Genomic DNA, 25,983 nt, shown 5'->3' with positions numbered 1-25,983 from the left:
AGCGCGGGTCTCTTTATTTGGGCCGCCATATTTGAGTTGCATGACCCGAAAACTTTTCGACAGGATCACAGTTAATACGCCCGACACAGCATCTGTCATGGCTTTCGATTAGGATACGGCTCTCTGCCAATAACAATGCTACGGACGATTTCCATGGAACAGATTGCACGCGAGATGGCGCCCCACAAACGGGTGGCACTGGTGGCTCACGACAACATGAAGACCCCTCTGCTGAACTGGGTGATGCGCCGCAAGGAGGAGCTCAAGCTCCACCACCTCTATGCGACCGGCACCACCGGCACCATGCTCGGCAAGCAGGCACAACTGCCCATCACCTGCCTCTTCTCCGGCCCCATGGGGGGTGACCAGCAGCTCGGCGCCCTGATCGCCGAAGGGAAGATCGACGTGCTGATCTTCTTCTGGGATCCCCTCAATGCGGTGCCGCACGATCCGGACGTTAAGGCGCTGCTGCGCCTCGCGGCAGTCTGGAACATCCCGGTCGCCACCAACGAGGCGACCGCCGATTTCATCATGGACAGCCCCCATATGCGGCAGGCGTTCAGCGTACAGATCCCGGATTACGCCGGTTATCTCAAGGCGCGCACCGAGTGATCGGCGAACCCGTCATGCAAGAGGGCCGCAACAAGCGGCCCTCTTTAATTGGGAAAATGAATCAGCCAAGGAAACAAACCGGCACCGGCTTATAGCGCCCGGGCGAGAATGCGCGCCACCCGATCCGGGTCGATATCCTGTTGTTCACCGAGCGCGGTACGTCCCACCCGCTTGAGGTTGGAGCAGACCGCCGGAATGCAGCTTTCGCTGAGGCCATAGTCGGCCAGCCGGGTACCCAATCCCATCTTCTGGAAGAACTGCTCGGTGCGGATAATCGCCTCTTCGATGCGCAGGGCCTTGTCCTCGCGGGTCGAATGCCACACCCGTTCGGCAAACTGAGCCAGCTTGTCCTGCTTCTGGCTCGCCCGCTCACGCAGCAGTGAGGGGAGCACCACCGCCAAGCTCTGGCCGTGATCAAGCCCGTAGAGCGCCGTCAACTGATGGCCGATGGCGTGAGAGGCCCAATCCTGCGGCACCCCACAGCCGATAAGGCCGTTGAGCGCCAGACTGGCCGCCCACATCAGATTGGCCCGCACCTGATAGTTGGTCGGCTCCGCCAGCGCCCTGGGGCCGTTCTCCACCAGCACCTGCAGCAAACCTTCCGCCAGCCGATCCTGTACCTCGCCTCCCACCGGAAAGGTGAGGTACTGCTCGGCAATATGGACGAAGGCATCCACCACTCCATTACCGGTCTGGCGCGGCGGCAGGCTGTAGGTGGTCGCCGGATCGAGCACCGCAAATTGCGGCTGTACCAGCGGGCTTCTGAAGGAGATCTTCACATCTCCCCGGCTCACCACCGAGGTGGGATTGCTCTCGGATCCGGTGGCGGGCAGGGTCAGCACGCAGCCCATCGGCAGCGCCTGGTGCACACTCGCCTGTTTACCGCAGATATCCCAGGGATCATCCCCCTCGTAGCAGGCGGCCGCCGCGACAAACTTGGTGCCATCCACTACCGAGCCGCCGCCGACGGCTAGCAAGAAGTCGATGCGATCGCGTTTCACCTGCGCCACCGCCTCCATCAACAGCTCGTATCTGGGGTTGGCGCCGATGCCGGAAAACTCCTGCCACGTCACCCCTTCCAGGGCCCGGGTCAGCTGCTCATAGACGCCGTTTTGCTTGATGCTGCCTCCGCCATAGAGCACCAGCAGCCGGCTGCCGGGCGGGATCAGTTCGGGCAGGCTGGCGATCTGCCCCTCGCCGAAACAGATACGGGTCGGATTGGCATATTGGAAGTTGTACACGGCGGACTCCTCGACTGGCTCAATGCGCGGACATTGTGCGCCTGTGGGGAGGTGAGGTCAAAAGAGGTGGCAGAAGCTTGCCCATCGGCGGTCGACACTGGCCCATCGGTGCCGACCGGGTAGATCTCAGAACAGCGGCAGGATCAGGCAGTTTTGGCCTCATCTTTGGATGAGCTCTTCTTGCCGGTCAGGCGATCCATTGCCTCCTTGAGCATCGCCTCTCGCTGCTCGTTGAGCGGCTTGCTCTGCTCCGCCCGCTCTTCCGGCGTCAGCTTCTTGTTATCGGCGATGGTCTTGAGCTTCTCTTCGATCTCGTTGAACTTCTTGCGATCGAAACCAAGCGCCTTGTCCACCAGCTGCTGCACCACGCCCCCCTTGTCGGAGCTCATATCGAGCGCCGGCGGCAGCTTGTTGTTCTTGGCCAGATGTTCGTAGGTCAGCACCTGCTGGGCTTGGCCGGTCATGCGCTGGGTGGAGAGGCTGACCATCTCCTCCCAGCCACCACCCTGACCGCCGCTACTGGCACTGTTGAGGGTAGCGAGGGCGCGGTTGTTGGATGCGCTCTGGGCAAGCTGCTGGCTGTAGGGTTTGATATCCATGGGGGGCTCCAATTCAGTGCGCATCTGCGGCAATGGGCACAGGCTGATCCGATCACATGGGGCGTCAGGCCCCACCATTATCAATTAAACCAGCAAGTTACAGGCCAACTTGTCAGATAGTGCGAGATCCAGAGATATGGCGGATCTCACCACGCATCCCACGCAAGCAGGCGTCAGAATCATGACTCATCTGCTGCCAGCTCACGCTGTTTTGGCACATTTTGCCGTCCACGCGCCACGATGCCAGAGAAAAGTCAGGAACAGTCGTTCGATCACAAAATAAACAACCACTCGGGAATACAATTTTGGCGCACATCACAACCAGCCAGCCGTGTCATGGATGATCTGTTCGAAAAACTAATAACAGGCAGACCAATCTGTCGTGCTCACTCCGCTGCCAGTTCGGAGTTGCAACCTCCACACACCTCATCCCCTCGTCTGGCTCTCACTCACCGCAACCCTTCGGGTACACCTATGAAAAAACACCCCTTGAGTCTTCTCTCCGCCACCCTGCTCACCCTGCTTGGCACCAGTGCCGACGCCTGTACCGGCCTCATCGTCGGCAAGGGAGCCAGCGCCGACGGCAGTGTGATGATCGCCAGAAACGAGGATTTTGGCGTCAACAACTGGAACAAGTACCTCGCCTTCCGGCCCGCGCAGCAGAACGAGGGCAAAGTCTGGAAACTGGGCAACGGGCTGGAAGTGCCGATGCCCAAGGCATTTTTCGCCTACTCCGCCATCCACGACTGGGATGCCACCACCAGCGATCCGGCAGGCAAATATTACGAGGAGCGCGGCATCAACGAGTTCAACGTCGCCATTTCGGCCACCACCAGTGCCGAGGTCAACGACAAGGCCCAGAAAGCCGATCCGCTGATCGAGAAGGGCGTGATTGAAGCCATCATCCCCACCCTGATCCTGCCGCAGGCCAGGACGGCCAAAGAGGGGGTCGAGCTGCTTGGCCGCTATGTGGAGCAATATGGCGCCGGTGAGGGCAACAGCCTCTATCTGGCGGATGTGAACGAGGCCTGGCTGATGGAGATCGGCTCCGGCCACCACTGGATCGCGGTGCGGGTGCCGGACGACAGCTACGCCATGGTGGCCAACGGCCTGCGCATCCACGGCGTCAATCTCGACAGCGCCGATGTGCTGCACTCGCCCAAGCTGCTGGAGTTCGTGCGCGAGCACAAACTGCTGGATAACGCCGATCCGAAAGAGTTCAACTTCGCCAAGGCGTTCGGGGTGATTGCCGACCCCTACAACGTGGATCGGGAGTGGCTTGGCCAGAAAATGCTGACCGCCAGCCACCCACAGCCGACCCGGCAGGCGCAATATCCGCTCTTTATGAAGCCGGATGCCCCCATCGCCGTGCCGGACGTAGCCAAACTGCTGAGCGCCACCTATGAGGGCACGCCGCTGGCGGGCAAGGCGGAGCGGCCGATCCGCATCGATCGCCAGCTGGAATCTCACGTCATCCAGCTGCGCAAGGAGATGCCCAAAGAGCTGCAGGGATTGATCTGGCAGAGCTACGGCGTGCTGGCCGAATCTGTGATGGTGCCGCTCTACAACACCCTGGAATCCTACCCCCTGCCCTATCGCACCGGCAGCGACAGCTACTCCGATGATTCCGCCTACTGGCAGTTCCGCAGCCTGACCGCGCTGGCCAGCGCCGATCCGGACAAGTACCTGCCGCTGCTGCGCGGCGTCTGGAGCAAGGAGAGCAGCAAGCTTTACAAGGAGGTCGCCGTCCTCGACAAGAGCCTGAAGCAGGCCTATGCCAGCGACAAGGCTACCGCCATCGAGCTGGCCGCCGACTACTCCTATGGCCAGTTGGAGCAGACCTATCAGATGGCCAAAACTCTGCGCTACAAGCTGATGACGGATCTGACCAAGCGCACCGAGAAGAAGTATTCGCCGGAGGAGTTCAAGAAGATCATGAGCTTGTGACCGGCTCGCCAACGCAAAGAGGCTCCCACGGGAGCCTCTTTCGTTTCAGCCAATGCAACGATCAGCGACGGCTGATATTGAGCGGGCCGAAGGTCTGCGCCACCGGCATGATCTCGATGCTGTTGATGTTGACGTGAGCCGGTTGCTGGCTCACCCAGAGCACGGTATTGGCGATATCTTCCGGCTGGATCGAATCCACCCCCTGATAGACGGAGGCCGCCTTGGCATCATCACCGTGGAAGCGCACGTTGGAGAACTCGGTGCCGCCGCACAGGCCCGGCTCCACGTTGGTGACGCGGATGGCGGTACCCGCCAGATCGGCGCGCAGGTTGAGGCTGAACTGCTTCACGAACGCCTTGGTGGCGCCGTAGACGTTACCACCCGGATAGGGGTAGGTGCCGGCAATCGAACCGATGTTGATGACGTGACCGCGATTGCGCGCCACCATGCCCGGCAGCAGCAGTCGGGTGAGCAGGGTCAGACCGCTGATGTTGGTGGCGATCATCTGCTCCCAATCTTCCAGATCCGCCTTGTGGGCCGGCTCCAGCCCCAGCGCCAGACCGGCGTTATTGACCAGCAGATCCACCTCGTTCCAGGCGGCTGGCAGGCCGGCGATGGCGGCGCGGGTAGCCGCCTTGTCCTGCACGTCGAACGCCAGCGGCAGGAACTGCTCGCCCAGCTCGTCAGCCAGCGCAGCGAGCCGCTCGGCACGGCGACCGGTGCCGATCACCTTGTAGCCTGCCTTCACCAGCTGACGGCTGATGGACTCACCAAACCCGGACGAGGCGCCCGTTACCATTGCAATCATCTGAACCTCCATATCTACACCGATATTGTTATTTATCTGTTTGAATCTATTCAGATTCATTCATCGCTCAATTCACGTCCGGTCGCCTTGCGCCAGACAAATACCACCAGATGGAGCAGCAACAGGCCCGAGCCACCCAGCGCAAACAGCAGGCCGGTGAGGGCGTTGACCGAGGTATCGGCGCCGCACCACCACCAGACCAGCCAGCCAGTCAGGCCGATGACGAAGGTCTGGCCAGCGCAGACCGGACAGCGCCCCAGCTTGGCCCTGATGGCGGTGGCAAGACAGTTGTCGCAGCTCATCCTGCTCCTCGATTCTGCTCGTGCAACATGATCAGTTGGCCTGTGAAGATGGCTTGCGCGCCTGAAAGCGAGCCACTCTGCGCCGCTCACGCTCCTCGTCGCTCACCAGCGGCAGCACCAGCCGGTGGGCGTGCTGGTCGCGGCCATAGTAGTCCGCCAGCCGCTGCTGGGGACGAAATCCCAATCCCTGATAGAGCGCCAGCGCCTCTTCGTTGGCGTCCGCCACCTCCAGCCGGATCGCCCCCCAGCCAGCGACCTTGCCCTCGCGGATCACCTGCTCCAGCAGACGTCGGGCCCAGCCCAGACGACGTACCGTCCAGCGGATGGCCAGCGCCTGAATGACCAGCCGATCCCAGCCTCTGTGCTCCAGCAGGCAGAGATAGCCCATCAGCTGATGTTTCTCGTCCAGCAGCAACAGGGTGCGCCCCTTGGCGTGGGCCAGCAGATAGTGCCAGCGGCTGCGGCCAAAGGCGACTTCGGGAGGAAAACAGTAGCGTTCCAGATTCACGATGGCGCCCAGATCATCGGTTCGGGCCGCACGTACGGTCAACACGGGGAGTCCTTGTTCGGTTATTTATCCTCAGCACCAAAAATGCGACTTGTATCACAAGTTACCAAGGCGTCATATTAGGCACTGTAACCTCTTGTTTCCCCTCGCGCCATTGTCGTGCTTGTCGGTGCATCGAAGCCCACTGGGGATCCTGCCTGTTCAGGCAGTCTGATCTGTGGAGCCGAAAATATGAGTACCTATGTCATCGTCGAAGAGCTGGGCGACTGGCCTTGCCATGCCGATTATCTGCTGACCGCCCGCACCTATCTGCAACATGGCGTGCCGACCACCGGCGGCCGACCCCGCATCATCAACCTCTGCCGCAATCTGGAACACCTTAGCGCAGGCTACTACTGCTCGCTGCTGGCCCAGGCACGCGGCCACCACTGTCTGCCGGGTCTGCAGGCTATCAGCCGACTGCAACCCCAGCAGCCACCGGCCAAACTGTGGCGCAAGGCACAAGGGTGGCTGGCCCAGCAGAGCGAGGATCGGATCCGGGTACGTGCCATCTTCGGCCAGTGTGAACAGAGCGAGCTGGCGGGACTGGCCCGCTACTACTATGGCCTCAGCCAGTTGCCGCTGCAGGAGCTGACCCTCAAGCGCGGCCGCCACGGCTGGTCGGTACGCCAGCAGCAGAGCCTGTCGCCGCTGGAGCTGAGCCAGAGCGAGAAAGAGTTGATGCGGCACCACGCCCAAGCGCTTGTGGGGACCGGTGATGAGGAGCAGGCGGCGCCGCTCTATCAGCTCGCCATTCTGGTGGATCCCGATGACGGCCGCGCCAGCAGTGACGGGTTGGCGCTGGAGCGCTTTATCCGTGCTGCCGCCGCCCAGGGCATCCGGGCCGAGATCCTGCCACCGTCGGCCATCGAGCGGCTGCCGGAGTTCGACACCCTCTGGCTGCGCGCCGAAACCGCGGTCGGCCACTACACCTTCGAATTTGCCCATCGCGCCGAACAGCTCAAGATGCCGGTGATCGACAGCTCCCGCGCCATCTTGGCCTGCAGCAACAAGCTCTACCTCTACGAGCTGATGGTGCGCAGCGGCGTGCCCATGCCGCCCACCATGGTGGTCACCCGCCGCGGCCGCCACCATGTGGACGAACTGGTGCAACGGCTCGGCCTGCCGCTGATGGTGAAAGTGCCCGACGGCGCACAGGGGCGCGATCTCGCCTTGGCCAGCGACGAGCAACAGCTGGCCCGGCTGCTGGACGAGGGGCTGGGCCGCTCCGCCCTGCTGCTGGTGCAGAGCCGGATCCCCGCCGAGTTCGACTGGCGCATCGGCTTTCTCGATGGCTCGCCGCTGTTTGCCTGCCGCCGCTACCGGCCCGAACCGGGCAACCGCATCCGCCGCCGCAAGCACCCCCTCGACATGAGCCGCATCGAGGCGCTGCCGCTCAACGAGGTGCCGGAGCGGGTACTGCAGACCGCCCGCCGCGCAGTCCATCAGCTCGGCAATGGCCTCTACGGGCTCGATTTGCGCCAGCAAGGGCGCGACTGCGTGCTGCTGGAGATCGTCGATAACCCCTGGATCCGCGGCGATATCGAAGACATGGAGGCGCAGGATCTCTACGAACGACTGGCCCGCGCCTTTCGCCAGCGGCTGGAAAACAGGGGCCAGACCACCGTATAACCCCGCCATGACCTTGTCACCCCCAATGACAGAGAGGGCCCCGCGACGGGGCCCTCTCTCATATCAAAGCGTGCTGTGGCTGACTTATTGCAGACGCAGGAAACGCCCGCTCAAGGGCGGTATCTCCACCGTTACGCTGCTGCCGCCGATAGCCAGACTCTCGCCGCTTTGCAGATCCACCAGCGCGCTGCCGCTGCGCAGTTTGCCCGCTGGCAGGTTGTAGCTGAGCGCCGTGGTGGAGAGGTTGAGCAGGTAGACTATCTGCTCCCCCGCCGTCTGTTTGATGTCACCATAGAGACTGCCCTCGGCCACCAGTTTGACTCGCTCTCCCTGATAGAGAGCGGGGTGGGCGGCACGCATCGCCAGCAGCTGGGCCAGCCACTCTTTCAGCTCGGCTTGTTCGCTACTTGGCACAAAGCCGGTGACAGCGGGCACCTTGCCGTCGCTACGGGCCACATGGTCGTCGCACAAGCCCTGCGCCGCACAGTCACCACCAACCTTGGCAGCAAAGCCCGGCACCTCGTCGCCAAACTCCTCGCCATAGTAGAAGGTAATCGGGCCGGAGCGAGCCGCCATAAAGCTGAAGGCCGCCTTGTGGCGCTGCCAGTACTCGGTCGACTTGAAGTTACCGCGCTCCAGCAGATCGCCAAAACGCACCAGATCGTGGTTGCCCAACATCAGGTTCGGCATGGCGTGATTCGGGTAGTTCTCCACCTTGTTCCAGCTGGCATCGAGCACGCTGGCCCCCTGCCCGCCCTTGCCGGACTCCTCCACCGCCAGCGCCTGCAGGATGCCGTAGCGTAGCGGGAAGTCAAAGGCCGAGGAGAGCGCCGGATTGTCGCTGCTGCCGTAAGCCTGAGCGCGAATGTCGTCAGCCCCCTTCCACACCTCACCCACCATGTAGCCAAGGGTGCCCCACTGCTGACCGGCGGCCTTGCGCGCTGCGCTGGCCTGCTCCACCTCGCTGCGAATTGCACGCCAATCATCCAGCCCAAGCTGATAGGCCTGATCGAGGCGCCAGCCGTCGATGCCGTACTGCTCGACCCAGTAGCGGGCCACCTCCTTGAAGTAGGCGAGGCTCTCCGGCTTGCTGTAATCCACCAGCTGGCCGGGATAACCCGCACCGCCGCTGGTGAGGGCTGGCAGACGCCCCTCTGGCGAGGGCTTGCTCACCCCCACCTTGTTGACGTGGCCAAACACCCCGTCGAGGAAGACGTAGAGGCCGCGCTGATGCGCTGCATCCACCAGCTGTTTGAGCTTGGCATTGCTGCCAAAGTTGGGATCCACGGTGAAAAAGTCGCAGGCGAAGTAGCCGGTGGCATCGAGCTTGTTATCGCCGCCTTGCCCCGCGCAGGAATCGAACACCGGGGTGAGCCAGATGGCGTTGACGTTGAGACTCTTGATGTGGTCGAGGCTATCGATGATCCCCTGCAGATCGCCGTTGTGCTGGGAGGGGCCATAGCCGACGCCGTAGTTGGCACTGCCGTCACCATCGGCAAACGACTCCACCATTACCTGATAGATGCGCAGGTTGCAGGCGGGTTGATCGTCGCCATAGCAGGCACGACTGGCCGTGGCGACCGGAGGGTGGGTGACCGGCGGATTGACAACGGGGGGAGCGCTCTCCCCTCCTGAACTACCGCTGCCGCCGCAAGCCGCAAGTAACAGGGCGGCCCCGAGCAGGCCGCCATAGCGTAACGTTCCCTGTTTCATTGTTATGTTCCCGCTGTGAGAGCAGGCGTCTGATACGCCTGTTTTTCACCATGATAGCGATGCTCACACAGCGGTGTCTGTGACTGAAAACGTTATCTGACTCAACTGGTTAGAGCACCCCTGCCGAGGCAAAGCGGTAGTTGACAGAGAGCCAGTAGGAACGGCCCGGCTCGGGGATGCGGCCGCTCTGCTCGTAGCCCAGCCCGGCCTGACTGGCGTGCACCGACTTGGAGAGGTGCTCGTAGTAGAAGGTGTCGAACAGGTTGTCTACCCCGGCCGAGAGCTGCCACCCCTTGGCAAACTGCCAGGCGCCACTCAGGTTCATGGTGAAGAAGCCCGGAGTCTCACCCTGATCCTGACCCGCAACGGTACCGGACCAGAGATCTACCCGATCCTGCGCCGCCACCGCGCGCCCCAGCAGGGTGAAGTTCAGCGCCTCATTTGGCTGCCAACCAAGGGCCAGCTTGCCATCGAGCGGCGGCATCTGGGCCAGCGGCTTGTTGTCGCTCTGGTTTTCGCCGTAGACCACCGCCAGACCACCATCGAGACGCCACTGCTCGGCAAACTGCCAGCGCCCCTCCAGCTCGCCACCCCGGGTCTGGGCATCGATATTGCGCACCTGGTTCGACTTGCTGTTGTAGAGCAGGTAGTCCTTGATATCGGCGCTAAAGAGGGAGAGGGTCAGGTCCAGCTCGCGACTGCGCAAAGCCAGCCCCGCATCCCACTGGCGACTGCGCTCTGGGTTGAGGGTGAACGGGGTACTGTCCTTGCTGCGCTCCCAGTAGTCCGGCGCCCGCTCTGCCTGCCCCCAGGCCAGATAGCTGGACCAGCGGGGCGACCACTGGTACTCGTAGCGGCCAAACCCGCTGTTCAGGGTCAGGGTATCGCTGTAGAGGGTCTGTTCACCGGCGCCATAGCGGGTGGTCTCGACCCTATCCTGACGGTAACCGCCCTTGTAGCTGTGAGCCCCCTGCTGACGACCCAGTTCGGCGAAGCCGCCCTGCTGCTCGAAACGCAGGGTGCGCTGACGATCCTTGGTGGCATAGTCGACCCCACTCCGACTGCGATGCTGATCCCGGTTGCTGTCGAGCCCGGCGGTCAGCAGCCAGTCGGCAGGCAGGGCGATATCGTTGGCCCAGCGCCCGCCGGTGTTGCGGCGATCCGGGTTGGAGAGCATTTTCATGCCGCTGTTTTGCCGCAGGCTGAAGTTGTCCATGATGTGGTCTATGTAGTTGTCCCACAGGGTCAGCTCGCTGCGCTGCCAGTGAGTGGTGATCTGCTCCTGCTTGAGCTTCAGCCCGAAGGATTCGCGATCAAACATGGGGCCATCCATGGTGCGGTCCGCATAGGCGGCACGGGCATTGCTGCGCTCGGCGGTGAGTTCCAGCCAGGTGTGCTCCCCCGGCGTCCAGCCCAGCTGGGCGGTGCCGTTCTCGCGGCGATAGAAAGATCGCACCTTGTTACCGTGACCATCGCGGTAATCGTCGCTGTCGGAGTGGGTGAACTGACCGCGCAGATAACCGTCGGTCGAGCCCGCCGTCATATCCACCATCTGATCATCACGGCCAAAGCTGCCATAGAGGGCCGAGGCATCGGCCTTGAGACCCGGTGCGGTGAACTCGGGCCTGTCCCGCTCGAACAGCACGGTTCCCGCCAGGGTGGCACCCTGCTCGAGGGATTGCGGCCCCTTCAGCACCCGGATCCGGTCAAAGGATTGGGGAAACACATAGGCGGTGGGCGGGTCCATCCGGCCGCCACAGCCACCGGCCAGCATGCCGCCATCCATCTGCACGTTGAGGCGGGACATCCCCATTCCCCGCAGCACGGGATCGCCACCGAGCCCCCCTTTGCGCACCATGCTCATGCCGGTGACATTCTTCAGATAACCGGCGCCGTCGGCAGCGGGCATGGGGGAACCGGGCTTCTTGGGATCCAGTGTCACTTCAAGTGTGCTGGCGGGGCGGGTTGCCACCACCACCATGGGATCCAGCTGTTGCACCGGTTCCTGACCGGCAGCGCCGTGACAGGCGAGCCCACCAACCAGCAGGGCAAGGGGTGTGCGCATATGACAAGCCATACATTTTCCTTATGTATTTGTTTATTTTGTTATTTTCATTCAACCAACCAAACCTTTCAGCAAGGGAAAGGTTTGCCATCAGGCCGCAAAAAAGGCCTGCGGCGTGAAAGCGGCAAGCCTCTGTCAGGTGAAGCGAAGGCAAGTTGGCAAAATGTTGCGCAGGTTTTACCCAAGTTGGCTCAGAAAGGCAAACGGGCAAACATTCTAGCAACAGGAATCTGGCGTTGGCTCACAAAAAATGGGGATTAGCTGAAGGCTTCCCGCTCATCGATGGGAGAGATGAGGTGATAGACCTCATGGGCTGATAAGGTACATCCGACGGGCCACTCCAGCTGGTGGTGACGGTTGATGAAAACCCGGGCGCAGTGACGCTCGCTCTCAAGCTTTGCAAACAGCGGCTGGGTTCGCCAGGGGGTCAGATCCAGCACACCCGTGGTGCCATCCGATAACACCAGAAACAGGCGCCATCCCCGCACATACTCGACATCGATAAAGACCGGCATCCCTTCGGCTCCGATTGAGATAATTCGCGGCAATTATAAACACCAACTCCCCATCCATACACGCTGTGGCTCACATTTTACCCAGCAGATTATTCTGTGCTCATTAGTGGCGCGACATCACATTTTTAGATGACAAATGTGTTAATGCCGACTTTTAACAAACTTGAATGCAACCTTAACCAATTCGATCTGTCATAACCTCACAACAACTAAAAAAACGTCTGTGGACAGACGTTTAGAGTCTCATTCAGGAACAAACATGACAAATCTAAAACAGCGACTCGGCCCGTTCTGGCCCTTCGCCGTCTTCTGCGCGCTCGCGCTTTTTTCTCTCTCTTTCAGCCGAATCGCCCTCGGTCTCTGGCAACTGGAACGGGTGGATACCGTGGCCGGCTGGCAGGAGATGCTGCTGCAAGGGATCCGGGTCGACTTTGCGACCCTCTGCTGGGTCTGGGGTGTCCCCGCCATGCTCACTCTGTTGCTGGCAGGCCCCCATGCCATCGGCCGGGGCTGGCTGCAACTGATGCGCATCTGGCTGACCGTCGGACTCTGGCTGATGCTGTTCCTCGAGATCTCCACCCCCTCGTTTGTCACCGAGTATGGCGTGCGCCCCAACCGCCTCTATGTGGAGTACCTCATCTATCCGAAAGAGGTATTCGCCATGCTTTGGGCGGGCCGCAAAGCCGAGCTGCTGCTGGCGGTACTCTTCAGTGGCGCCGTGCTGGCCGGTGGCTGGTGGCTGAGCGGCCGTCTGGTGCGTGGCCTCAGCTTCCCCCGCTGGTATCTGCGTCCTGCCTTCGCCCTGCTCATTCTGGCCATAGGTTTTCTCGGTGCCCGCTCCAGTCTCGGCCACCGCGCCCTGAACCCGGCCATGGTCGCCTTTGCCGAAGATCCGCTGGTCAACTCGCTCACCGTCAACTCCGCCTACTCCCTCTTCTTTGCCATCAAACAGATGGGCGCCGAGGAGGATGCCGGCCAGTTTTACGGTGAGATGACCCCTCAGAAGGTGCTCGAGGTCATGCGCAAGGAGAGTGGCCGTCCGGCCAGTGATTTCAACTCCGATCTGCTGCCCAGCCAGACCTTCAACGAGGCGAGCTTCCGGGGTAAACCGAAGAATCTGGTGATCCTGCTGCAGGAGAGTCTGGGCGCCCAGTTTGTCGGCTCCCTCGGCGGCCTGCCGCTCACCCCCAACATCGATGCCCTGTCGCAGCAGGGCTGGGCCTTCGAGCAGCTCTACGCCACCGGCACCCGCTCGGTGCGCGGCATCGAGGCGGTACTGACCGGCTTCACGCCGACCCCGGCACAGTCGGTGGTCAAACTCGGCAAGAGCCAGACCAACTTCTTCACCATCGCGGATCTGCTTAAGCAACGGGGTTACGACACCAGCTTTATTTATGGCGGCGAGAGCCACTTCGACAACATGCGCAGTTTCTTCCTCGGCAACGGCTTCACCACCATCGTCGAGCAGAAGGATTTCGACAATCCGGTATTCAAAGGCTCCTGGGGAGCTTCCGACGAGGATCTGATGGTCAAGGCCGACGAGACCTTCAAGGCGCTGCACAAGGAGGGCAAACCCTTCTTCAGTCTGGTGTTCAGCTCCAGCAACCACGATCCGTTCGAATTCCCGGACAACCGCATCGAACTCTTCGAGCAACCCAAGCAGACCCGCAACAACGCGGCCAAGTATGCGGATTACGCCATCGGCGAGTTCTTCAAGAGGGCGAAACAGTCCGAATACTGGAAGGATACCCTGTTCCTGGTCATCGCTGACCACGATAGCCGGGTCGGTGGCGCCAGTCTGGTGCCCATTCCCCGCTTCCATATTCCGGGGGTTATCGTGGGCGACGGTATTGCGCCGAGAAAGGATCCGCGCATCGTCAGCCAGATCGACATGGCGCCGACCCTGCTCTCCCTGATGGGGATCAGTGCCGACTACCCCATGCTCGGCAAGGATCTGACCCGTATGCCCGCCGACTGGCCGGGGCGCGCCATCATGCAGTACGACAAGAACTTTGCCCTGATGCGCGGCAAGGATGTGGTGATCCTGCAACCGGAGCGGGCGGCAGAGGGCTATGTCTACGACAATGCCAGCGAGAAGCTGACCCTGGCGGCGCAGCCGGACGCCTTGAAGGAGGATGCGCTTGGTCTTGCCCTGTGGGGCAGCATGGCCTATCAGAAGAGTCTCTATCAGACGGCCAAGGATGAACGCACCGCCGCCAATTGAGCCAACTGTGCTGATTCAGCCGATAGCAGAATGGAAAAAACCGCCAGCTGGCGGTTTTTTCCATCTATCCATACCGTCGGCCCACAGACCGTTATGGCTGGGGAAAGCAGGGCAGGGAGCGGCTGAACTTGTGCTCGAACACCAGCGAGGTTTCGAGGTGCACCACCTCCTCGCGGGAGGTGAAGTGATCGAAGACGAAGTTGCGCAGGTGCTCGGTATCGGAAACACAGAGGTGCACCAGAAAATCATCCTTGCCCCCCATGTGGAACAGACTGATCACTTCGGGCAGCGCCAGAATGGCATCGCGGAAGGCATCGATGATCTGGCGGCTGTGGCGGGCCAACTGCAGGGAGACCATGGCCTGAATGTGGCCACCGAGGGCCTGATAATCCACTTCGCAGTGCGCTCCCTTGAGCACGCCATCCTGCTGCAGCTTACGCACCCGCTCCAGACAGGTGGAGGGGGCAACACCGACCAGCGCGGCCAGATCCTTGTTGGTCATGCCCGCATCCCGAAACAGATGGGCCAGGATATCCAAATCCAGTTGATCCAGGTTTCTCATCTTAACTCCTTGAACCGCTCAATTTTTTAGACTCTGCCCGTAAACCGGGGCAAACACAACGGCCATTGACATCCCCCCTGCCCCGCCTATCCTTGGCGCCATTCACCGGTCGCAGCCCTGCGGCCACCACGCGAGGATCCGCCATGCACCCGTATCACCCCTTCTGGAGCCTTGAGGTTCCCCGTGTCGACGGTCAGCTGCTGCTGACACCCTGCCCCGGCACCCAGCAGGTGCCGCTGACCCTGGCGCTCGATCAACTGCGGCTGGCCGGTGCCCACGGGGTGGTGACCCTGATGACGAGCGCCGAGTTGATCCGACTCGAACTGGCGCAGCTCGGCCAGCAGGTCGAGCACGAAGGGATGCGCTGGTTCCATCTGCCCATTGAGGATGATCTGGCCCCCGATGCCGACTTCGAGGCTGCCTGGCAACAGGCGCTGCCACAGCTGCGCGAGCTGCTGGGGGATGGCAAACATCTGGTCATCCACTGCAAAGGGGGCAGCGGTCGTACCGGTCTGGTCGCCGCCGCGCTGCTGATGACCCTCGGCCAGCCACAGCTAGAGGCGATGGCCGCCATCAAGGCCCACAGACCCAAGGCGTTTACCCTGGCCTGCCACCGCCAGTGGCTCGACCAGCTGGCCGAGCGGCTGGCGCAGGGCGACTGACTACTTGCCTCCCTGGTCGTAGGTAAAGACCTTGCCGATATCTTCCACCCGATAGCTGGTGAGCTGATAAACGTAGTAGTTGAGCCAGTTGGCAAACAGCAGATGACCATGGCTGCGCCAGCTGGCGCGCGGGGTCTTGCCAGGATCGTTATTCGGGTAGTAGTTGACCGGAATGGCCGGGTCGAGCCCCGCAGCCAGATCCCGCTGATACTCCCCGTCCAGCGTCAGGGCATCGTACTCCGGGTGCCCGGTGACAAACACCTGACGACAATCCTTGGTCGCCGCCAGATAGACCCCTGCCTCTTCTGACTCGGCAAAAATCTGCAAGTCGGTCTGGGCGCGGATCAGATCACCATCAAACGCCGCGTAACGGGAGTGCGGGGCGACGAACTCATCATCGAAACCGCGCAGCAGTGGCTCGTGCTCATCGAGGCGATGGTGGCGATAAACCCCGGAGAGCTTCTCGCCGTGGGTCTGCTTCTCCATACCATACAAGGCTTTCAGCGCCGCCTGCACCGCCCAGCAGAGGAACAGGGTGGAGGTGACATGCTGATGGGACCACTCGATGATCTCGACGATGCGCGGCCAGTAGACCACCTCCTCGAACTCCACCAGCCCGAGCGGCGCCCCTGTGATGATCATGCCGTCGTAGTTGTTGCCGCGCACCTGCTCGAAGTCGTGATAGAAGTTCTCCAGATGGGCCTGCGGCGTGTTCTTTGACTCCCTGTCATCGATGCGCAGCAGATCCACATCCACCTGCAGCGGCGAGTTGGAGAGCATCCGCATCAGCTGGATCTCGGTCTCAATCTTTTTTGGCATCAGGTTGAGGATGAGCACCCGCAGCGGGCGGATGTTCTGGGTGACGGCCCGGGATTCCGTCATCACGAAGATGTTCTCCTGCCCCAGCACTTCGGCGGCGGGTAACTGATCCGGGATCTTGATCGGCATGCTTACTCCCTGTACTGCATCGGTAAATATGTCTGGACATCCAGAAGCCTATAATAAAGCTCCAGCCCTGTCATCAGATACCTTTTGTATTCACCCCCGCCTTTGACTAGCATACGGCTCAGTGTGTCTCCTGCTTCCAAGATAATGACCGGTATCAAGATTTCCGTAGATCGACTGCAAGTCGGCAACTATGTATCCCTGCCACTGGGGTGGCGCGAACACCCGTTCCTGTTTTCCAGCTTCAAGATCAAAAGTGAAGAAGAGATCGAGCTGATCCGCCGTCTCGGCCTGAAACTGGTCACCATCATTCCCGACAAGAGCGACGTTCCGCCCAAGCCCCTCAATCAGGTACAGCCTCAGCAACAAGAGAGCGCAGACGCCGCCCAGCGCCAGGCCCAGATGCAGCAGGAGAAAGATCGCCGCATCGAGCAGTTGCAACTCTATCGCCGCAACCTGCAGCAGTGCGAGAAACAGTTCCAGCAGTCGCTGGCGCAGGTGCGCAGCGTGATGAGCAAGATCCAGTCCCGCCCCCTCAATGCTATCGGCGAGGCGCAGGAGCTGGTCAACGCCATGACCGAGCAACTGCTCTCGGTGGACGAGATGGTGCTTCATCTGGTCTCCGACAGCGAGGATGGCAACAACCTCTACTTCCACTCCCTCAATGTGAGCGTGCTCAGCATGCTGCTGGCCAAGGAGTGCTGCATGACGGCCGACGAGATCCGTCAGGTCGGCATGGGGGCGCTGTTCCACGATATCGGCAAGCTGAAGATCCCGAGCCAGATCCTGCGCAAGACCGATCCGCTCACCAAGCCGGAGCAGAACCTGATGGCCCAGCACCCGCGCTACGGGCTGGATCTGCTCAATCTGGCCAAAGATTTTCCGGCCGAGGCGAAGGGGATCGTGCTCCATCACCACGAATATCTCGATGGCAGCGGGCCGGAAGGGCTCAAGGGTGGCCAGCTCGATCCGCTGACCCAGATGGTGTCGCTGATCAACGAGTACGATAACCTCTGCCACATGCAGGCCAAGGTGCCCTACTCGGCCCTGAGCGGCCTCTACAAGCAGCGCAAGGCGCAGTTCAATCCGGAGTACCTCAGCATGCTGATCCGGCTGATGGGGATCTACCCCCCCGGCAGCGTGGTGCAACTCTCCAACGGTCAGGTGGGGCTGGTGATGTCGGTCAACGCTTCCCGCCTGCTCTACCCCTCGGTGCTGGTCTACGATCCGCGCATTCCCCGTCAGGAAGCGGCCATCATCGATCTGCAGCAGGCCGAACTCTCCATCGCCAAGGTGATCCATCCCAAGCGGTTGCCGCCGGCGGTGTTCGAGTACCTCAATCCGCGTACCCGGATCAGCTACTACTTCGAGCACAACAAAGCCTGATTGTGTTGGCCCGAGGCCAACCGTTGCCACCCGTTTAACCCAAGGAGCCTGCCATGCGTATCGAGATCATCAGTACCGGAGACGAGATAGTGACGGGTCTGGTGGTGGATACCAACGCGGCCTGGCTCAGCGCTCTGCTGCTGGAACAGGGCTGGCAGGTGCGCCGTCGCCTGACGGTAGGGGACAACCTCGCCGACCTGAAAACGGTGCTGCAAGAGAGTGCCAGCCGCGCCGAGGTGGTGCTGGTGTGTGGCGGGCTCGGGCCCACTGCCGACGACCTGACCGCTCAGGCTGCCGCCGAGGCCTTTGACCAACCGCTCACCCTCTTCCCCGACTGGCTCGCTACCATAGAAGCGCGCTACGCCAGCCGTGGCCGCCCCATGGCACAAAGCAATGCCAAACAGGCCTGGTTGCCGCAGGGGAGCGAGATCCTCGACAACCCGGTTGGCACCGCCTGCGGCTTTGTGGTGCGAAATGGCCAGAGTCAGCTCTTCTTCACCCCGGGCGTGCCGTTCGAGTTCAAGCAGATGGTGCGCGAGCAAATTCTGCCGCGCCTCAAACAGCTGGCCGGGGCACAAGTCGATACCGAGCTGCGTCGCTTTTACACCTTCGGCGTCTCGGAGTCGGCGCTCAGCGATATGCTGGATGCCGAACCCTGGCCAGCCGGCATCGAGCTGGGTTACCGCTCCTCCATGCCCCTTATCGAGCTGAAACTGATCTGCCACGGCGCCAGTGCCGCTGACATGGAGAGTGCAGAACGCCGACTGCTGGATACGATCCGCCCCTGGCTGGTTGGCAGCGGAGATACGGAACCTGCGCAACAGATCCTGGCGCTGCTGCAAGGCAAACCGCTGGCTCTGCTGGAGGGAGAGAGTGGCGGCGCCCTGCTGGCGCTTTGTCACGGCCATCCCCGGCTGGAGGCCAACTTCAGTACGCAACTGGCCAATGAGCTGGCACAACTGCCGACAACCGATGCAGGCCTGCAACTGACCATTGGGCGAGAGGGTGCAGAGGGGGTGCCACTGCTGCTCAGCGCCGATGGCATGCACATCGGTCAGACGGTCAAGGTCAGCCACCCCGACCCGGAGAGCCGCCGCAAGATCCTCGCCTTTGCCGCCCTCGACATGCTGCGCCGCCATATGCTGGGTGAGCCGGTACTCGGCGATTACCTCACCCTGGCCAGAACAGCCCAGCGCAGCTGATAACTACCGCCCCTGCCAGCGACCCTATGTTGCTGGCGCTGCGATCCGCCTTTTCACGCCATTGCCAAACAGCACCCATATTTATCCGGCCGCCATCACCGATTTAACTTCAATTCATTGACCATTCAGAGGAAATATCTGAATACTGCCCACTCTCAGGGTTGGTGACTCGCTTTATTAATCATTGAGAGATTAAATGACAGTAGAGGAGCGAGCCGATCGTTCCGTTCTCATCCAGCAAGGAGATGCGGTGTTAAGCAAAGAGTGGTTGCTGCTATCAAGCGATATGGAACTGGTCTGCCTGCGGATTGCCGCCGGTCTCACCAAACCTGTCACGGAACAGGATGTGCAGGCTCTGCTGCTCGCTTCCAACTGTCGCCGCTATCAGCCGCTGCCCGAGGGGATCAAACAGGCCATCAGCCTGCTTAATACCCTGCTCACCAACCCTGCCGCCCCCGTCCCCGTCCCCGCCAACCCCATCCCTGTCGGCAAGCGTCAGGATGCCCGACTCACCGTAATAGTGGAGAAGGATCGCATGAGCGCCATCGCCCAGATCACTGCCGACTGGGGGGGCAAGTATGTGACGCTGGAACAGCTGAAAGAGGCGATCGCCATCAGCGAAATCAAACAGGGGGTGAGTGAGCAACTGCTCACCGCTGCCATCCAGTCGGCCAAGGAGGCCGCCCCCGGCAGTCAGCTCAAGCTGGTGATTGCCAACGGCCAGCCTGCCGTCAATGGTCAGGACACTCGCTATGAGCGGCTGGTGGAGACCCCGGCCGAACGGATCCTCAAACCGCAGGAGTTGGGGCATGGCAAGGTCGACCTGCGGGATCTCGGCTCCATCGTCACCGTCAAGGCCGGCGCTCCGCTGATGCGCCGTCATCCGGCCACCGTCGGGGTACCCGGTTTTACCGTGACCGGTCAGGACCTGCCCGCCAAAGATGGCAAAGACAGTCAGATGAGCGCTGGCGAGGGCACCTTCATCTCCCCCGACGATCCCGACCTGCTGATTGCCGGTCGGGCTGGCCTGCCCTGTCAGGAGAAAGCAGGCATGAAGGTGGACGAGGTGCTCAGCGTCAAACAGGTTGATGCCCGCCACGGCCACATTGATTTTGAAGGGGGCTTAATCGTCAGCGGCGACGTCAACCCGGGCATGAAGATCAGGGTCAGCGGTGATATCGTCATCGGCGGCTTTATCGAAGGGGGCTGGATCGAGGCGGGGGGCTGCATCACGGTACGCCACGGCATCATTGGCCGCCGCAACGAGCAGGGGGAGTACCTTTGCCAGCTCAATGCACAAGGAGAGATCCACGCCAGCTACGCCCAATATGCCCAGCTGGAAGCGGGGGGGGATATCCAGATCCAGAGCCAGCTCAGCCACTGCTACTCCCGCAGCGGACAAGACATCAAGGTGGGCGATAGCAACATGCGCAAAGGCACTCTGCTGGGGGGCACCAGCATTGCCAATCGCCTGATCATGGCTCCCAGCCTGGGGGCAGAGGCCGCCAATCATACCCGGCTGCAGATCCTCGGCGGCTACTTCACCCACAAGGAGCAGGAACACCAGCTCAAGCTGCGCCAGCAGGCGTGTCAGGCCCAGCTGGAGAAAATCAAGGAGCTGGTCATGAAGTTGCTGCAACTGCCCGGCGACAAGCGCAATCCGGATACCCTGCGCAAGCTCAAACCGATCCGGGACCATCAGCTGGCCGAACTGGCCCAGCTCGATGAGCAGCTCACCGCCAACCAGGAGGAGCTGCGAAACTTGATGGCTCAGATGGAGGTCATTGCCACCCAACACCTCTACTCCGGCATCGAGGTCGAGATGGCCAGCTTCAAACGCAAGGTTACCATCACCCGAGGCCCTACCCGTCTGACCATCCATGATGAAACCCTGGAGATGACCCCTTACGAGGGGCACAAATAGATCAACAGGCACGGCCCCATCGCTGAACCGGTCGTGATCCCGCCGCCGATTTTCGCTACACTCGCCACTTCCTTGGCCCCACCGGGCGGGCCACCCAGACTCAGGTAGTGAGAGATGTACAAGCTGATCGCATTGGATATGGATGGCACCCTGCTCAACCCGCAGGGCCAGATTACTCCCCGCACCCACGCCGCCATCAGCGCCGCGCGCGCCAAAGGGGTAACAGTTGTGCTGGCCTCCGGCCGCCCGCTGGAAGGGATGAGCCGCTATCTGGAAGAGCTCGGCCTCACCACAGAGCATGACTACGTCATCTGCTACAACGGCGCCCTGGTACAACAGGTGGCCGATCAGCGCATCATCCGCAGCCAGCTGCTGACCGGCAGTGACGCCAGCGCCGTCGCCAAACTGGCTGACGAGCTGGAAGTGAACGTTCACGGTTTCTCGGTCACCCAGGGCCTCATCAGTCCCCGTGTCAGCACCTACACCGAGCACGAATCCCGCCTGATCGGCATGCCGATCAATCTGATCGACTTCGCTACCCTGCCTGCCGACGAGCAGATCATGAAGGTGATGATGATCGACGAGCCGCCCCAGCTCTCCCGCGCCATCGAGCGACTGCCTGCTGAGCTCTATGAGCGCTATACCGTGGTACAGAGCGCCCCCTTCTTCCTCGAATTCATGAACAAGCAGAGCAACAAGGGAACTGGCGTCGCCGCGCTGGCCGAGCACCTGGGCCTGACCGCCGCTCAGGTGATCTGCGTCGGGGATGCGGGCAACGATCGCCACATGATCGAATACGCAGGCCTCGGGGTTGCGATGGGCAATGCCACCGACGAGATCAAGGCTCTCGCCCAGCACACCACTGCCCGCAATGATGAAGATGGCGTGGCTCAGGTGATCGAGCAGTTCGTACTGAACGCCTGATCGCAATCGAGCGCTGCTGCGTCCGATGAGGAAATAAAAACGGGGAGGCTGTCAGCCTCCCCGTTTTTTCTGGTCAGTTATCTGCGTGATGAGCGGTAATTCGCTCGCATCACTGGTTCGCCAGACACTGGGTATGGGAGCCAGGTTGCAGGTAAGGCGTCAGCAGGGGAGCCATCCCCTTGAGCACCTGCACCGGCAGTGCCGAGGTGAAGCGGAACTTGTCAGACTGGCTACCCGGCACATAGGCGGTCAAGGTACCGAAGTGATCCTCACCCAGATAGAAGACGAAGGTTGCGGTGCGGTTGCGCGCCAGCGAGCTGGTCACGTTGCCATAACGGCCCACTGTTTCAATCCGGTTATCCCCGGTCCCGGTCTTGCCCCCCATCTGCAGCACAGTGCCATCCGGCAGGGTAAAGGCACCGGCGATACGTCTTGCCGTGCCCCCTTCAACCACCTTGGAGAGCGCACTGCGCAGGGCGGCCGCCACCTCTGCTGGCATCACCCGGGTACCCTCGGTGTGCTGCGGCTCAAACTCGGTCTCGAAGGGCGTCCCCTTGGCGAACGAGAGATGCTCGATACGCAAGGTTGGCGAGCGGATACCGCCATTCTGGATAATCCCCATCAGCTCGGCCAGTGCAGCCGGACGATCGCCGGAGCTACCCAACGCGGTCGCCAGCGAAGGCACCAGATGGTCGAACGGGTAACCGAGCTTGGCCCAGCGCTGATGGATATCGAGGAAGGCTTCAACCTCCAGCATGGTGCGGATCCGGCTGTCACGGGCACTGCGATGGCGAGTCTTGAACAGCCAGCTGTAGACCTCCTGCCGCTCGTCACGACTGGCCGCCACCGCGTCGGCAAAGGTCGCCTTGTCGAACTCCTTGAGATAGGCCAGCAACCACAGCTCCAGCGGGTGCACCCGGGCGATGTAGCCCTGATCCGGCAGTGAATACTTGCCCGGGCCATAGCTCACATAGAGCTGATTGACCCGCTTCGCACTCAGCTTCTCCCGCGGCAACCGCTCCGCCAGGAAGGCAGCAAATGCGGCTTCGCTGGCTTCCGGCATCAGGTAGCGGTGAACCGCCGCCAGACGTACCGCACTCGGCTTGAGACCGTCGAGGAAGGTATCGAGCTGCTCCTCGGGAGTCTTGCCGCGATATTTGCGCCAGAAGCGCAGCAGATAGGTCTGCCCCTCTTTGTCGGCAAATTTGGCCAGATACTCCTGACGGCGGGGATCCTTGTCATCCTTCAGCAACTGGGCACGGTTGCCCTCCTTGTAGAGGCTGTAGCGCACGATATCGCGCATCAGCCGCACAAAGGGCAAGTTAATCGACTCACGCAGAGAGTCACGCAACGTCGGAATACGATTGTTATCCTCGCGGCGGAAGTTGTTGAAGGTGTGCATGCCGCCACCGGTAAAGAACCCTTCGTTGGGGCTGGCGGAGTATTTGCGATCCAGCGCCGCTTCCAACATCACAGGGAGGCTCTTGTCCTGAGCCGTCATCAGATAGGAGATGGCCCAGCGGCTGAGGTTGTCCTGAGAGACGGCAGCCAGCTTGCGCAGATTCTCGACCGGTATCCCGGCATAGTTGTCGTGCAGCTCGGCCACAATCTCCAGATAGGTAGTCAGTACCCGCAACTTGGCGGTTGAGCCCAACTCCAGCTTGGAGCCTTCATTGATATCGAACGGCTGATCGGTGTTGTCGGTCTGCACCCGCACCTTGAACCCTTCCGGCGACTTCTCGAACAGGGTGAAGCTGTAGCGCACATCGCCGGTCTTCTCTGGCGAGAGCAGGCGCTCACCAAACAGTCCCACCTGAGCGGCAAACGTCGGGTCGGCCAGCTGTTGCAGATAACGGGATATTTCGTTCTGCAACGGCATGTTGAGGCTGGTATCGGCGGTCAGATCCATCCGGTCGAGGTCATAGAGCTGCACCCCGAGCTGGCGGCTCAGGCGAGTACGGGCAACCTGCAACCCCTTGTTATTATTCACCCTGGTGATAGCCGGGGACTGCAGGAAATCACGAAACGTAATCTTGGCCTTGAGCGCCGCCTCCATCAGAGGTGGCGTGATCATCCCCTCCTGCACAAACAGGCGCAGGTAGCTGTCGGTCAGGGTAGCCAATGCCTCTCGCCCCTGAGCCAAATAGTAAGAGGGACGGCGGTGCGCAATCATCAAAGAGACTACCTGACGCAGGGCAAGCCCCTGTTCGGCCAGCGGCGCATTCTGGTTGCGGGCGGGATCCAGCAGACGGTTCACATCATCGACGTTGGCACCAAACCAGACCCAGAGACCATCTCCCAGACCATGGACTTCACCATATCCCGGCGCAGCCGAGAGCGGTACCGAGTTGAGGTAGGCCCAGGCGACCAGTTTGCGCGCTTCGAGGGTTTCCGGCCCGAGACGATAGGCCCGCACGCTGGCAGAGGCCATCTGACGGATCTTCTCGGTCGGCGACAGGGTCAGGCCATCCGGCGAGTGGCGATACTTCTCCACCTGGGTCGCCAGAGTACTGCCACCGGCAGATTGATCCTGCATATCGAGCGCCTTGCCCACCTGAGATAGTGCCGCCTTGGCAAAACGGGGCCAGTCGACCGCCGGGTTGGCCAACGGCTCTTCGTTGCTCAGCAAGTCGCGGTTCTCGATAAACAGCAGCGACTGGATGACGAGCGGCGGAATCGAGGCAAAATCCGGATAGTGATGGGTCGGATACTTGAATTGATAGAAAGGTTCTGCGCGGCAATCGTGCAACGTCAGGCCAGCCTGCACCTTCTCGGTATAGGGCACGAAGAAGCCACGACTGGCGTAGTCATAGAGCGCGTCGGAGAAATACACCTGCTTGCTGACTTCATAGCCCCGCTGAAGCAAACGCTCCTGCATCATCGGCAGTTGCACATAGCCGAGCCGCTTGTCGAACGGGCCATCCTCAGGGAAGGTGATCTGCTTGCTCTGGCCAGGCTCGACCTGATAGGTGAGCTTGGCGGCATAGCGGGAGATCTCCTGAGATTGCAGCTTCGAGGTTTTCATCTCATAGCCAACCAGAGCGATCACCGCCCCCAGGCACAATAAAAAGAGAAAACAGAACAGCCAACGCCACCAGGGACGGCGCTTGCGCTTTGGGTTCCCGTCCGAGGTCTGGACAGATGAATCTTGAGATGCCACTTGTGTCAAATCCGTCTGTTCTGATGCGCCCATATCAGCCCCACCATGGTTGCGCAATTTATTGTGTTTCACTCAAGCTTAGCCTTTTCAAGTCAATGGCTTGAAACTATTGACCGCTTTGTGGTGATGGTAACAGGGCAATTCTAAAAAGGGGAGCCGATTGTTGCAGGAGTGGCAGAGATCCGAGCTGATAACAAAACACCGGCCAGTGGCCGGTGTCTCTTAAGCGAAGCGCAACGCTTATTTGTGAGAGCTCATGCCCTTCAGCTTGGTGCTCAGATCTTTGCGCTCTTTGGATAGCTCGGCGTTCTTGATGATGTGGTCATCCACGCGCTCTTCATAGTCGGCACGCATGTTGGCGATGATCGCCTGTACATCATCAATGCTCATGCCCGGCTTGATGTAGTCGCTCAGGTTGTCGAGCAGCAGCACGCGCTTCTGGTTGTCACGGATCTTCTTCTCGTTATCCGCAATTTCACGCTTGAGTTTGTTCTGGCGACGGGACATACGCACATATTCCAGTACATCGCTGAAGGTGGACTTGTTTACTTGTTCCATATCGATACCACTGACTTAAGGTTGATAAAAACTGGCCAAGTTACACCTGGAACCCGGCAAGCTAGGCGCGGGACAGGCAAACTCAAGATGCCCTTACTCTACCGAGTTATAAGCGAGATACAACCCTAATCGCGCACCATGAACAGAGTTTGGCCAAAAGTAAACCAGTTAAAATGGCAAGTAATCCATCAGATAAGGGCTTGATATAGATAGAAAATGGTGGAGGTGACAGGGTTTTAGTTCTCTTCCTGCAGATAAATGCTAACACTGGCGGTTTAACACGCTAAAAATACAAAAGCCCGGTGGTCAGACTGGGCTTTGTGTTGATTCTGGTGTGCAAATCTGTGGGTCTTATGAACAAAATCGCCCATAGCAAAAAGGCCTTCCCAATCGGGAAGGCCTTCAAATTAGTGGCGGAGCGGACGGGACTCGAACCCGCGACCCCCGGCGTGACA

At 60.8% G+C, this 25,983-nt stretch carries 22 protein-coding genes; 10 read left to right on the top strand and 12 right to left on the bottom strand.

The window, feature by feature from the left end:
• Positions 1 to 153: 153 nt before the first annotated feature.
• Complete coding sequence (locus AB5Z05_RS16935; protein ID WP_005354960.1) at positions 154 to 612, top strand: methylglyoxal synthase; 459 nt, start codon at positions 154 to 156, stop codon at positions 610 to 612.
• 89 nt (positions 613 to 701) lie between these two features.
• Here the strand turns inward: AB5Z05_RS16935 and AB5Z05_RS16930 are convergent, their stop codons facing one another.
• Together AB5Z05_RS16930 and AB5Z05_RS16925 are read right to left on the bottom strand one after the other, a co-directional pair.
• Positions 702 to 1,853 carry an iron-containing alcohol dehydrogenase gene (locus AB5Z05_RS16930; RefSeq protein ID WP_368152317.1) on the bottom strand — a complete coding sequence of 384 codons (1,152 nt, stop codon included), beginning with the start codon at positions 1,851 to 1,853 and terminating at the stop codon, positions 702 to 704.
• A 143-nt stretch (positions 1,854 to 1,996) separates the two neighbouring features.
• Positions 1,997 to 2,452: a hypothetical protein gene (locus tag AB5Z05_RS16925; protein ID WP_019446593.1), complete on the bottom strand. Its 456-nt coding sequence runs from the start codon at positions 2,450 to 2,452 to the stop codon at positions 1,997 to 1,999.
• A gap of 474 nt (positions 2,453 to 2,926) precedes the next feature.
• Between AB5Z05_RS16925 and AB5Z05_RS16920 the strand changes: the two genes are divergently transcribed.
• Entirely contained in the window at positions 2,927 to 4,399 is a 1,473-nt protein-coding gene (locus AB5Z05_RS16920) for a C69 family dipeptidase (RefSeq protein WP_368152315.1), read from the top strand.
• Positions 4,400 to 4,460: 61 nt separating this feature from the next.
• Here the strand turns inward: AB5Z05_RS16920 and AB5Z05_RS16915 are convergent, their stop codons facing one another.
• Genes AB5Z05_RS16915 through AB5Z05_RS16905 form a run of 3 tightly spaced genes read right to left on the bottom strand, consistent with a single transcriptional unit; the run spans position 4,461 to position 6,062 of the window.
• The gene (locus AB5Z05_RS16915) at positions 4,461 to 5,207 is read right to left on the bottom strand and encodes an SDR family oxidoreductase (protein WP_368152313.1); all 747 of its coding nucleotides are present in this window, start codon (positions 5,205 to 5,207) and stop codon (positions 4,461 to 4,463) included.
• A gap of 56 nt (positions 5,208 to 5,263) precedes the next feature.
• Positions 5,264 to 5,509, bottom strand: a complete 246-nt coding sequence (locus AB5Z05_RS16910) for a DUF3624 domain-containing protein (protein WP_108541674.1) — start codon at positions 5,507 to 5,509, stop codon at positions 5,264 to 5,266.
• Positions 5,510 to 5,540: 31 nt separating this feature from the next.
• Positions 5,541 to 6,062, bottom strand: coding sequence for an N-acetyltransferase (locus AB5Z05_RS16905; RefSeq protein ID WP_257691146.1), 522 nt, complete (start codon positions 6,060 to 6,062; stop codon positions 5,541 to 5,543).
• A 186-nt stretch (positions 6,063 to 6,248) separates the two neighbouring features.
• Between AB5Z05_RS16905 and AB5Z05_RS16900 the strand changes: the two genes are divergently transcribed.
• On the top strand, positions 6,249 to 7,688 hold the full coding sequence (locus AB5Z05_RS16900) for a RimK family protein (RefSeq protein ID WP_368152311.1): 1,440 nt from the start codon (positions 6,249 to 6,251) through the stop codon (positions 7,686 to 7,688).
• An 84-nt stretch (positions 7,689 to 7,772) separates the two neighbouring features.
• On the opposite strand, the gene AB5Z05_RS16895 is transcribed toward AB5Z05_RS16900, so the two are convergent.
• Both AB5Z05_RS16895 and AB5Z05_RS16890 read right to left on the bottom strand, forming a co-directional pair.
• Entirely contained in the window at positions 7,773 to 9,401 is a 1,629-nt protein-coding gene (locus tag AB5Z05_RS16895; protein WP_368152310.1) for an alpha-amylase family glycosyl hydrolase, read from the bottom strand.
• Positions 9,402 to 9,510: 109 nt separating this feature from the next.
• Positions 9,511 to 11,478 carry a TonB-dependent copper receptor gene (locus tag AB5Z05_RS16890; protein WP_368152308.1) on the bottom strand — a complete coding sequence of 656 codons (1,968 nt, stop codon included), beginning with the start codon at positions 11,476 to 11,478 and terminating at the stop codon, positions 9,511 to 9,513.
• Between AB5Z05_RS16890 and AB5Z05_RS16885 the strand changes: the two genes are divergently transcribed.
• Positions 11,467 to 11,727, top strand: a complete 261-nt coding sequence (locus tag AB5Z05_RS16885) for a hypothetical protein (protein ID WP_368152307.1) — start codon at positions 11,467 to 11,469, stop codon at positions 11,725 to 11,727. The genes AB5Z05_RS16890 and AB5Z05_RS16885 overlap by 12 nt on opposite strands.
• Here the strand turns inward: AB5Z05_RS16885 and AB5Z05_RS16880 are convergent.
• On the bottom strand, positions 11,724 to 11,981 hold the full coding sequence (locus AB5Z05_RS16880; RefSeq protein ID WP_005335997.1) for a DUF2442 domain-containing protein: 258 nt from the start codon (positions 11,979 to 11,981) through the stop codon (positions 11,724 to 11,726). The genes AB5Z05_RS16885 and AB5Z05_RS16880 overlap by 4 nt on opposite strands.
• A gap of 259 nt (positions 11,982 to 12,240) precedes the next feature.
• On the opposite strand from AB5Z05_RS16880, the gene AB5Z05_RS16875 reads away from it, so the two are divergent.
• Complete coding sequence (locus AB5Z05_RS16875; RefSeq protein WP_368152306.1) at positions 12,241 to 14,205, top strand: LTA synthase family protein; 1,965 nt, start codon at positions 12,241 to 12,243, stop codon at positions 14,203 to 14,205.
• 91 nt (positions 14,206 to 14,296) lie between these two features.
• Here the strand turns inward: AB5Z05_RS16875 and AB5Z05_RS16870 are convergent, their stop codons facing one another.
• Entirely contained in the window at positions 14,297 to 14,767 is a 471-nt protein-coding gene (locus tag AB5Z05_RS16870) for an Lrp/AsnC family transcriptional regulator (RefSeq protein WP_005336001.1), read from the bottom strand.
• A 143-nt stretch (positions 14,768 to 14,910) separates the two neighbouring features.
• On the opposite strand from AB5Z05_RS16870, the gene AB5Z05_RS16865 reads away from it, so the two are divergent.
• The gene (locus tag AB5Z05_RS16865; RefSeq protein ID WP_368152304.1) at positions 14,911 to 15,429 is read left to right on the top strand and encodes a cyclin-dependent kinase inhibitor 3 family protein; all 519 of its coding nucleotides are present in this window, start codon (positions 14,911 to 14,913) and stop codon (positions 15,427 to 15,429) included.
• Here the strand turns inward: AB5Z05_RS16865 and metA are convergent, their stop codons facing one another.
• Positions 15,430 to 16,377, bottom strand: a complete 948-nt coding sequence (gene metA, locus AB5Z05_RS16860) for a homoserine O-succinyltransferase (RefSeq protein ID WP_019446225.1) — start codon at positions 16,375 to 16,377, stop codon at positions 15,430 to 15,432.
• A 144-nt stretch (positions 16,378 to 16,521) separates the two neighbouring features.
• On the opposite strand from metA, the gene AB5Z05_RS16855 reads away from it, so the two are divergent.
• The 4 genes from AB5Z05_RS16855 (at position 16,522) to yidA (ending at position 21,810) form a co-directional block, all read left to right on the top strand.
• Positions 16,522 to 17,760, top strand: coding sequence for a DUF3391 domain-containing protein (locus AB5Z05_RS16855; protein ID WP_204419726.1), 1,239 nt, complete (start codon positions 16,522 to 16,524; stop codon positions 17,758 to 17,760).
• Between the two features lie 53 nt (positions 17,761 to 17,813).
• Positions 17,814 to 18,962 (top strand): competence/damage-inducible protein A, encoded by a 1,149-nt coding sequence (locus tag AB5Z05_RS16850; protein ID WP_368152303.1) that lies wholly within the window; start codon positions 17,814 to 17,816, stop codon positions 18,960 to 18,962.
• Positions 18,963 to 19,212: 250 nt separating this feature from the next.
• Complete coding sequence (locus tag AB5Z05_RS16845; protein ID WP_368152301.1) at positions 19,213 to 20,886, top strand: FapA family protein; 1,674 nt, start codon at positions 19,213 to 19,215, stop codon at positions 20,884 to 20,886.
• 114 nt (positions 20,887 to 21,000) lie between these two features.
• Entirely contained in the window at positions 21,001 to 21,810 is an 810-nt protein-coding gene (yidA, locus tag AB5Z05_RS16840) for a sugar-phosphatase (protein WP_043825990.1), read from the top strand.
• 109 nt (positions 21,811 to 21,919) lie between these two features.
• Here the strand turns inward: yidA and AB5Z05_RS16835 are convergent, their stop codons facing one another.
• Together AB5Z05_RS16835 and tmaR are read right to left on the bottom strand one after the other, a co-directional pair.
• Positions 21,920 to 25,003, bottom strand: a complete 3,084-nt coding sequence (locus AB5Z05_RS16835; RefSeq protein WP_368152300.1) for a transglycosylase domain-containing protein — start codon at positions 25,001 to 25,003, stop codon at positions 21,920 to 21,922.
• 207 nt (positions 25,004 to 25,210) lie between these two features.
• Positions 25,211 to 25,528, bottom strand: a complete 318-nt coding sequence (gene tmaR / locus AB5Z05_RS16830) for a PTS system regulator TmaR (RefSeq protein WP_127006015.1) — start codon at positions 25,526 to 25,528, stop codon at positions 25,211 to 25,213.
• Positions 25,529 to 25,983 lie beyond the last annotated feature (455 nt).

This window comes from Aeromonas sp. R2-4, assembly GCF_040908365.1.
GTDB classification, from domain to species: domain Bacteria; phylum Pseudomonadota; class Gammaproteobacteria; order Enterobacterales; family Aeromonadaceae; genus Aeromonas; species Aeromonas veronii.
The sequence above is the reverse complement of the archived record's forward strand: the minus strand, read 5'-3'. Positions and strand labels throughout refer to the sequence as shown.

Coding starts and splice junctions, on each gene's coding strand:
- tmaR (WP_127006015.1), bottom strand. CDS start 25,528: ATGGAACAAGTAAACAAGTCCACCTTCAGCGATGTACTGGAATATGTG.
- AB5Z05_RS16880 (WP_005335997.1), bottom strand. CDS start 11,981: ATGCCGGTCTTTATCGATGTCGAGTATGTGCGGGGATGGCGCCTGTTT.
- AB5Z05_RS16870 (WP_005336001.1), bottom strand. CDS start 14,767: ATGAGAAACCTGGATCAACTGGATTTGGATATCCTGGCCCATCTGTTT.
- AB5Z05_RS16885 (WP_368152307.1), top strand. CDS start 11,467: ATGACAAGCCATACATTTTCCTTATGTATTTGTTTATTTTGTTATTTT.
- AB5Z05_RS16850 (WP_368152303.1), top strand. CDS start 17,814: ATGCGTATCGAGATCATCAGTACCGGAGACGAGATAGTGACGGGTCTG.
- AB5Z05_RS16900 (WP_368152311.1), top strand. CDS start 6,249: ATGAGTACCTATGTCATCGTCGAAGAGCTGGGCGACTGGCCTTGCCAT.
- AB5Z05_RS16855 (WP_204419726.1), top strand. CDS start 16,522: ATGACCGGTATCAAGATTTCCGTAGATCGACTGCAAGTCGGCAACTAT.
- AB5Z05_RS16875 (WP_368152306.1), top strand. CDS start 12,241: ATGACAAATCTAAAACAGCGACTCGGCCCGTTCTGGCCCTTCGCCGTC.
- AB5Z05_RS16925 (WP_019446593.1), bottom strand. CDS start 2,452: ATGGATATCAAACCCTACAGCCAGCAGCTTGCCCAGAGCGCATCCAAC.
- AB5Z05_RS16935 (WP_005354960.1), top strand. CDS start 154: ATGGAACAGATTGCACGCGAGATGGCGCCCCACAAACGGGTGGCACTG.
- AB5Z05_RS16890 (WP_368152308.1), bottom strand. CDS start 11,478: ATGGCTTGTCATATGCGCACACCCCTTGCCCTGCTGGTTGGTGGGCTC.
- AB5Z05_RS16835 (WP_368152300.1), bottom strand. CDS start 25,003: ATGGGCGCATCAGAACAGACGGATTTGACACAAGTGGCATCTCAAGAT.
- AB5Z05_RS16910 (WP_108541674.1), bottom strand. CDS start 5,509: ATGAGCTGCGACAACTGTCTTGCCACCGCCATCAGGGCCAAGCTGGGG.
- AB5Z05_RS16865 (WP_368152304.1), top strand. CDS start 14,911: ATGCACCCGTATCACCCCTTCTGGAGCCTTGAGGTTCCCCGTGTCGAC.
- AB5Z05_RS16920 (WP_368152315.1), top strand. CDS start 2,927: ATGAAAAAACACCCCTTGAGTCTTCTCTCCGCCACCCTGCTCACCCTG.
- metA (WP_019446225.1), bottom strand. CDS start 16,377: ATGCCGATCAAGATCCCGGATCAGTTACCCGCCGCCGAAGTGCTGGGG.
- AB5Z05_RS16895 (WP_368152310.1), bottom strand. CDS start 9,401: ATGAAACAGGGAACGTTACGCTATGGCGGCCTGCTCGGGGCCGCCCTG.
- AB5Z05_RS16915 (WP_368152313.1), bottom strand. CDS start 5,207: ATGATTGCAATGGTAACGGGCGCCTCGTCCGGGTTTGGTGAGTCCATC.
- yidA (WP_043825990.1), top strand. CDS start 21,001: ATGTACAAGCTGATCGCATTGGATATGGATGGCACCCTGCTCAACCCG.